Below are 7,684 nucleotides of genomic sequence, written 5' to 3' on the forward strand. Positions count from 1 at the left end.
TCTCTGTGAATCTCCTCACCTTTCCTGCGGAATAGCCTAAGGACATGGTAGATACCTTAGTCCTTCGAAACTTCCAGCACTGGTCTGCCCTCTGTTCCCTTTCTTAGGTTTACACGGCTAAAGGTATTTTCTTCGAATAGCGTTTCAGCTTCTTCGCACCCAATTTCCTTTCCGTCGAATATGATTTTGACATTGTCTTTTTTGAGTTCTTTGAGCAGTTCAAGAGGTGATTTTGGAGCAGGAGGATTAGGTGGAGTAGGGGGTTGAAAGCTTGTTTCGTTCAATTTTATAATACTGTTCCCATTAGGTATTTTGGTGATGGTCATACTTGTAATCATACCATTCCGCTCCATCTTCTTCATTTTCGCATATGTAATTTCCTTTCCCTCCAAATAGACTTCAGCTTCTTTTTCTGAATTTAAAAGCCAGAATGGTGTTGTTATTAGAGGGCGTTCTTCAGCAATAATTTCTTGATTCTCGATAATTTCTTTAATTACTTCCTCCTTATTTTCGACTTCTTCAACAGTTCGAATAGTTGAATGATTTTTATTCGGATAAGGCTTTTTCTTCCCATTACGGTCTACCGACAGATTTATGTTGCGACCCAAGTCGTCGTACGGATCTTGATTAACAATGATTTCTTCGATAATTTTTTCGGCATATACTTCATCATTGGGTTCTAGCGGACTCGGGGGCATCGGTGGTTCGGGTGGCTCCGGAAAATCTGGGAAAGGTTCTGCTTGGGCTCGCTGGTCTTCGGTCATGATGCTATGCAGGTATTCAAAGCGGTCAACATCCGATCTTTTGATGTGGATATTTCCAGTATTGGCCAGCATCTTGTTGTATGTTTTTGCCAATCCATTATATTCGCCGACTTGTTTTTTGGTAGCACCTTCCTGATTTGATGATTTTGGGTCGGGGCATTCGGGAAAGGGTTGTGCGTCAGTCTTTTGTTCGTTGGTCATTTTGCCATAGATAGTTTCCAAACTTTTCAAATCCCCGGAAGGAATGACCCGCTTTTCTTTGGGTAGTGCGTTATATTTTTTTGCCAAAGCGTTGTATTTGAAAATTTGTTCTTTTGTCGCACCTTTTTGAGAAGAAGCGAGAAAAGGAACTTGCCCTTCTACAACATCGATTTGGGCAACCCCGTATTCCTTTAGAATATTTTCAACCTTAGCAATTACATCCTTGGGCGCACTGTTATCGGGTATAATCTCTGCACGGACTACTTTTTTTCTCTCCTCTTTTGAAAGTTGGCTGTTCATTTTTGACAAAAAGGATACAAGATTTGTAATTTCAACCAACTCATCATGGATTAGCAATTGGCTCTTTTTGTTGATATAAACAGTAATTATTTCATCATTTTGAGCGTTTTTTTCAACTTCTTCGTGGGTATATAGATGTAGTTGATAGGGTTGAGGATATTTTTCGTTACGGGCGTTTTTAGACACAAAGCTCAAGAAGTAATCGGTAAAATCAGATGGCTTATAATTGCTCAAGACTGAATTATCTGCGGGTTTGCCATGAATCCATATCGCAAACTCACCCTTATTTTTCCATTGTTCAAAGTCGGACGCGCTTGGCCCTTTTTGGGTAATCTTAGGTGTATCCTTGTTTTTGTCGATTTGCTGAACCAATTTTTGTTCGTGACTCGGAACCTTTTGTAGTGGTTGCTGCCTTTCAATAATTTTTGTTCCACTAAAACTATATAACAAAAGGCTAAACAAGGGCAGAAGTAATAGGTTCCTGATTAAAATCGACTTCTTTGAGGTTTGTGTTTTCATGACGGTAAAACGTTTTTTGATTGATGAATAGGATGAATAATTGATGGCATTGGCCATCGACGGCTGATTGCTTTTATAGTTTGCTGATGAGGCAAAAGTTAATAGGATATTTTGATAGTCGGCTGTAGCGGAACCCTGGTGGATAACTGCCGCGTCCGCCAAAAATTCGTGATTGAGTTTTATCGATTTTTTGACCCAATGAATTAACGGATTGAACCAGAATACAATCTGTAGCAGCTCCACGAACAAAACATCCAAACTGTGTTTTTGTCGGGCATGGGTGGCTTCGTGTACCAAGACATCCTTTGGAATTTCATTGCACTCGAATTGTTGGCGGTTCAGAAAGATGTAGTTCAAAAAGGTATGCGGAACAACGGCATCCTTCAGTAATACATTGATTATCGAATCGATTTTTAATTTTTGATTATTTCGAATATTGAGGGCGATTATCTGGAGATTGAAAAAGAACTTCAACGAGAAGAGCAAAACGCCCAATCCGTATAGCATCCAAAGTGCAAGAGTCCAATTATGGATTCCGGTTTTATTGACTTCTTGCTCAGTAGTATTTTCACGAATGGCCATTGCGGTTTCGGTAGAAATCATATCCACAGGAGCAATCATTGTAGTGGTCGGGATTACTTCAACATACTCGGTAAAGGTAATTGACGGTATAACCATAGCTAACACCAACGCAACTAGCAGATAGTAACGCTTAAAGGTATGCATGCACTCTTTCTCCAAAAGCAATTTGTAGAACATCAGAAAGATGGCCAAACAAGCACTCGATTTAAGAAGGAAAACTATCATGGCTATCGCTTTTTAATTTCGTCGTCGATCAATTTTTTCAGATCTTCAAGCTCAGACTTACTAAGGTCGGTAGCTTGAGTAAAGAAAGATGCGAATTGCCCGGGACTGTCGTTAAAAAAGTTCTTTATCAGCGAATTGACCTGTTTTGAAAAATAGGCTTTCTTCTTTACCAAGGGATAATACTTTCTGGAACGCCCCTGACTGGTATAGGCTACAAAACCTTTGTCAGCCATCCGCTTTAAGAGGGTGGCCAATGTGGTGGTTGCCGGTTTAGGTTCGGGGTAGACTTCAAGCAAGTCCTTCAGGAAGGCTTTTTTTTGCTTCCACAGAATATTCATTAACTCTTCTTCCGATTTTGATAATTGCATTTTTCAGCTTTTTTATAACATTGCTCTACAAACATAGAATAAAAATTTTAATTCTACAAATGTAGAGTAATAAATTATTTTTTAAAGTGGAAAAGGGTAAGACTTAGAAAGGACAGATTTACCAATGCAAAAGAAATGGCTTGTCAATAGAACTCGTAATTCAATTACTTTAGAAGTGTACTAATAGGGAGAAGTGTACTAATAGGGTATAATAGTACTAATAGAGTGGATATTTGTTCAAGTCGTAGAAGGTGACAATGATCCAAACCAGCAAAGCCGCGAACATAAGCGATAGGATAAAGTAGAACAACGATTTGCGATTTTCGGCCTTAGCCTCTCGTTGTATGCGAAGTTTTATACGTTCCATTTTTGGAACGGAAACCTTCGGAAAGACGTATTCAGTCTCAACGTCGATTTCTGCGTCGTGCATAGGATCTCTGTTGTCGCCTTTGAACTTTTTCCGCCGGGAAATTTTGTTCTGCGCGATTCGGTTGACCATGTCGAAAATATGCCCGCTCATTGGAAAAGGAGTTTAAGAAAAGTTACGAAATAAAGTAGGAATCGCAAAATTTGTGTTTGCCAAATGTTTGTTTAAGATGAAATTACGCACAAGGCAATCGTGGATTTTGTGATAGTTCTAAACAAAAAATCACTGTATAGAGCTAGCTACGAAATTATTTCTTAGTGATGGGTTGCCGCAATTGATGCATTGGATTATGCGAGAAGTTTGGCTTAGCTGAACACTAATTTGCTTTCTCTTTTTATTGAAGTGATACCTTCGCGCCGAGAAAATAGTATATGTTTGCATCTTACGAAAAAGTGGGTAAATGGGTATTTTAGAAGAATTAAAAGAACGGAGTGGTGCGGTCTGCGAACTTTGCCGCTCGACCGATAATTTAAGTGTATATGAGGTGCCACCCGTTTCGAAGGGAGGAATTGACCAATCCGTTTTGATCTGCACTACCTGTATCGCGCAAATCGACGATCCAGATACCGTTGACCCCAATCATTGGCGTTGTCTGAACGACAGTATGTGGAGCGAACATGATGCCGTAAAGGTAGTGGCTTGGCGTATGCTATCGCGTTTGAAGCACGAAGGTTGGCCCAAGGATCTACTGGATATGATGTATCTGGAAGACGCAACCCTACAATGGGCCAAAGCCACCGGCGAAGGTCTCGACGAAAGCGAAAAAATCATTCATAGAGATGTTAACGGAGTGATTTTGGAAGTGGGGGACAACGTGGTTTTGATAAAAGACCTCAAAGTCAAAGGTTCGAGCATGGTCGCCAAACAAGGCACTGCCGTACGCCGGATTTCCCTAGACCCCGAAAACGCCGAGTATATTGAAGGGAAGGTCGAGGGACAGCAGATTGTAATTATCACAAAATATGTAAAGAAGACTTAAGTCGATTAGGTGTGCCACCGAGCCGAAATTCGAAATTTTTGTTACGACCCAATCGCAGATTTCTGGATGACACTCGGAGTAGGATCATTCTCTTTAATTCTGGTTTTGCACTTTTTTTCGATATCGAAGACGTTTTCGATTCCTGTTAGATAAATGACATCGGGCACAAATTGATTACTAGAATTTTTTCTGCTTTGCATTTTTCCCGTTCTCAATTCGAATTCCAGGTTGCCAGAGGTGCCTTTACTATCAATTTTTATGTTGCCTGTAAATTGTTCCCAATCCGTAATAGCGGTTTTTCCATTTCTGAATTGGATAAATCTTGTGGGCGTTCCTGCAAAATAACCTCCTTTTTGTACCATAATAACAATACCATATATAAAAACTGAAATACCTATGACTGTAAATAAGCCGATAATAAGGCTTGGTGCGACCAAATCGCCCCAATCTTCTATCGATGCGGTTTTGGAAACGCCGTTCGATGTAAAGTGTACTTCCTTTCCGCTGAACAGGGGTACTAGCATAACAATCCAAAAAACGCTGACGATAAGGTTCCAAAAAGTAGCAAAGGCCAAAAGTCCGACAGCTTTCTTTTTGGGGTAATTTCGTTTGCTTTTGATTACGAAATCCGTTCTTTCGGTATCTATTAGTTGTTTGAGTTCTGTGGGGATAGAAAAATGGTGCATTGGTGCTTAGCGATTACCGGATTCATGTTTTTCCGTCGATAGATAACGAAAAAATGAGATGAAAAGTATTCGTTATCGTCTGAAAAATATAATCTCACTAGATTCCAGACGGACAGGTTTAAAATCTATATCCCTTTCATTTCCGTAAAAAATTTATAAAAATACGGTATGGTCTCAATGCCTTTCAAATAGTTCCATACGCCAAAATGTTCGTTGGGGGAGTGGATGGCGTCGCTATCCAATCCGAAGCCCATCAAAATGGTTTTGCTACCGAGTTCTTTTTCGAATAGGGAAACGATGGGAATACTGCCCCCGCTGCGTTGTGGCACCGGTTTTTTGCCGAAAGTAGTCTCGTATGCTTTTGAAGCCGCTTGAAAGGCAAAAGTGTCAATGGGCGTGACATAGCCTTGGCCTCCGTGATGCGGTGTGACTTTTACGGTAACGCCATCGGGAGCAATGCTTTCGAAATGAGTCTTGAAAAGTTGGGTGATTTCCTTCCAATCTTGATGGGGAACCAGCCGCATGGATATTTTGGCATACGCTTTACTGGGGATGACCGTTTTTGCGCCTTCTCCGGTATAGCCGCCCCAAATTCCGTTGACGTCGAGGGTAGGGCGAATGGAATTGCGTTCGTTTGTGGTATACCCATTTTCGCCGTAGACGGATGCAATATTCAGTGCTTTTTTATAGCCTTCTAAATTAAAGGGAGCTTTCGCCATTTCGGCGCGTTCGGCTTTGGAAAGCTCTTCGACCTTTTCGTAAAATCCGGGAATGGTGATATGATTGTTTCCGTCATGAAGGGAAGCGATCATTTTTGCTAATATATTGATGGGGTTGGCGACCGCACCACCATAGAGTCCGGAATGCAGATCGCGATTCGGGCCGGTCACTTCGACCTCGACGTAGCTAAGGCCACGCAATCCGGTGGTAATAGAGGGTACATCGTTGGCGATCATTCCCGTATCGGAAATCAGAATGATGTCATTGGCCAGTTTTTCGCGATTCTTCGCAACAAATAGGGAAAGGTTGCTGCTGCCGACTTCCTCTTCGCCCTCGATCATAAATTTAACATTGCAGGGCAGTTGATCGGTCTTGACCATAAATTCCAAGGCCTTCACGTGCATATACATCTGGCCCTTATCGTCACAGGCACCGCGAGCAAATATGGCGCCCTCGGGGTGTTGTTCGGTTACCTCGATGACAGGTTTGAAAGGGTTGGAATTCCACAAGTCCATCGGATCCGGCGGCTGTACGTCGTAGTGGCCGTAAACTAGTATCGTAGGTAATTTAGGGTCTATTAATTTTTCACCATAAACTATTGGATATCCATCTGTTTCGCAAATTTCTACGGTGTCACATCCCGCATTGTCAAGAGCAGTTTTCACTGCATAGGCGGTATCAAGCACATCCTGTGAAAAGGCGGAGTCGGCACTCACCGAGGGAATTTTAAGCAGTTCGATAAGTTCGTCGAGAAAGCGTTGCTTGTTTTCCGTAATATATTTTTGGATGTTTTGCATCAAAATCGGTTTTGGGTTTGTGGGAATTTTGTGTCGTAAAATTAAAAATACGAAAATAAGCACTTTTTAGCGTCTTGAAATTTAGAGATTTCAATTTTTGCCTTATATTTGCACTCCGAAATTAAATCTTGAGCTATATTTTAGTCACGAGTTTTCAAGTGGATTTTTTTTCAAGTATGCAGGCGTGATGGAATTGGTAGACATGCTAGACTTAGGATCTAGTGCCGCAAGGTGTGAGAGTTCGAGTCTCTCCGCCTGTACAAAGGGAAAGCCGACTTTTAGGAGTCGGCTTTTTTTGTTTAGGTAAAACAATGTTAAAACAAATGAGGGTTTTACTTTAATTGAGAAAGTCAACCTTTTGGCATAACTTATAAGTATTTGGAATCGTTTGAGATAATATTTGATTTATTCATACTCTAGGGGTCCCTGATTCGAGCTAACGGGACCACTAGTAAGATCAGCAGTAGCGAAATTTTGTAGTTGTTTTGTTGGTTTGGCAGAGTGCTTTTTAATTCGATTAGCGGTAATTTTGCTAATATTTATTGAAGAGCCTAATAGTAATACTGTAGTTTTTTGTTCAGAAAAGTACCTTCTGCCCCATCTTTGGAAGAAAACTTATTGCTAAGATTCAAGAAAAAACTTCTGTTTGTTTTGTCACATCGTTCCTCTTCCTCTCCACCCCCTTTGCTTCTTTATTGAACATCAAGCTTTCGAACTGCTTGTGCTCCTTCTATGCTATGTCGAAGATGGATTTTAGAACCTAGGCCAGTAGAAGGATAACTTTTGCAAAGGCCGTGGCCGTTTTCATCGGGTGTATGATCCGAACATCGATGGCCAAAAGTGTAACATCCAAGGGGAAACAGAACGGGCCGTTATGAAATTCGATTCGGACGGCAGTATCTATAAGGAATTCTGGGAAATCAGTTCCAATGGACAATGGAGGCCGCTGTGCCGGAGGGCGGGGAAAAGGTATTTGGATTAAAGACGCTCCGATACGGATTCAGGATATTTTTATGGAAACCGTTGTGCGTAATCTTCCTACCAGAAAAACCAGTTGAGTTTTTGAGCTAACGTGCGTACCTTTAGGCTACGCTCCTTGTCAAGGCCGGTTTTAGC

The 7,684-nt window shown here is 41.2% G+C and carries 6 protein-coding genes and 1 tRNA gene; 2 read left to right on the top strand and 5 right to left on the bottom strand.

Annotated elements, in window-relative coordinates:
• Positions 1 to 56: 56 nt before the first annotated feature.
• The 3 genes from BLT07_RS05180 to BLT07_RS05190 all read right to left on the bottom strand — a co-directional run bounded on the left by BLT07_RS05180 (position 57) and on the right by BLT07_RS05190 (position 3,479).
• Positions 57 to 2,591 (bottom strand): M56 family metallopeptidase, encoded by a 2,535-nt coding sequence (locus BLT07_RS05180; RefSeq protein ID WP_091866435.1) that lies wholly within the window; start codon positions 2,589 to 2,591, stop codon positions 57 to 59.
• A gap of 2 nt (positions 2,592 to 2,593) precedes the next feature.
• A complete protein-coding gene (locus tag BLT07_RS05185) occupies positions 2,594 to 2,959 on the bottom strand; it encodes a BlaI/MecI/CopY family transcriptional regulator (RefSeq protein WP_091866437.1) in 366 nt (121 codons plus the stop codon).
• A gap of 217 nt (positions 2,960 to 3,176) precedes the next feature.
• Positions 3,177 to 3,479 carry a hypothetical protein gene (locus BLT07_RS05190; RefSeq protein ID WP_091866438.1) on the bottom strand — a complete coding sequence of 101 codons (303 nt, stop codon included), beginning with the start codon at positions 3,477 to 3,479 and terminating at the stop codon, positions 3,177 to 3,179.
• 307 nt (positions 3,480 to 3,786) lie between these two features.
• On the opposite strand from BLT07_RS05190, the gene BLT07_RS05195 reads away from it, so the two are divergent.
• On the top strand, positions 3,787 to 4,365 hold the full coding sequence (locus BLT07_RS05195) for a PhnA domain-containing protein (protein ID WP_091866440.1): 579 nt from the start codon (positions 3,787 to 3,789) through the stop codon (positions 4,363 to 4,365).
• 41 nt (positions 4,366 to 4,406) lie between these two features.
• Here the strand turns inward: BLT07_RS05195 and BLT07_RS05200 are convergent, their stop codons facing one another.
• Both BLT07_RS05200 and BLT07_RS05205 read right to left on the bottom strand, forming a co-directional pair.
• Positions 4,407 to 5,051, bottom strand: coding sequence for a hypothetical protein (locus BLT07_RS05200; RefSeq protein ID WP_091866442.1), 645 nt, complete (start codon positions 5,049 to 5,051; stop codon positions 4,407 to 4,409).
• A 125-nt stretch (positions 5,052 to 5,176) separates the two neighbouring features.
• Positions 5,177 to 6,568 carry a dipeptidase gene (locus tag BLT07_RS05205; RefSeq protein ID WP_091866444.1) on the bottom strand — a complete coding sequence of 464 codons (1,392 nt, stop codon included), beginning with the start codon at positions 6,566 to 6,568 and terminating at the stop codon, positions 5,177 to 5,179.
• 178 nt (positions 6,569 to 6,746) lie between these two features.
• On the opposite strand from BLT07_RS05205, the gene BLT07_RS05210 reads away from it, so the two are divergent.
• Positions 6,747 to 6,828, top strand: a tRNA-Leu gene (locus BLT07_RS05210).
• Positions 6,829 to 7,684 lie beyond the last annotated feature (856 nt).

Source organism: Pricia antarctica (genome assembly GCF_900101815.1).
Classification (GTDB): Bacteria; Bacteroidota; Bacteroidia; order Flavobacteriales; family Flavobacteriaceae; genus Pricia; species Pricia antarctica.

What these genes read in the sequence shown, in the direction of transcription:
- BLT07_RS05205 (WP_091866444.1), bottom strand. Translation starts at nt 6,568, where the DNA reads ATGCAAAACATCCAAAAATATATTACGGAAAACAAGCAACGCTTTCTC.
- BLT07_RS05180 (WP_091866435.1), bottom strand. Translation starts at nt 2,591, where the DNA reads ATGATAGTTTTCCTTCTTAAATCGAGTGCTTGTTTGGCCATCTTTCTG.
- BLT07_RS05185 (WP_091866437.1), bottom strand. Translation starts at nt 2,959, where the DNA reads ATGCAATTATCAAAATCGGAAGAAGAGTTAATGAATATTCTGTGGAAG.
- BLT07_RS05195 (WP_091866440.1), top strand. Translation starts at nt 3,787, where the DNA reads ATGGGTATTTTAGAAGAATTAAAAGAACGGAGTGGTGCGGTCTGCGAA.
- BLT07_RS05200 (WP_091866442.1), bottom strand. Translation starts at nt 5,051, where the DNA reads ATGCACCATTTTTCTATCCCCACAGAACTCAAACAACTAATAGATACC.
- BLT07_RS05190 (WP_091866438.1), bottom strand. Translation starts at nt 3,479, where the DNA reads ATGAGCGGGCATATTTTCGACATGGTCAACCGAATCGCGCAGAACAAA.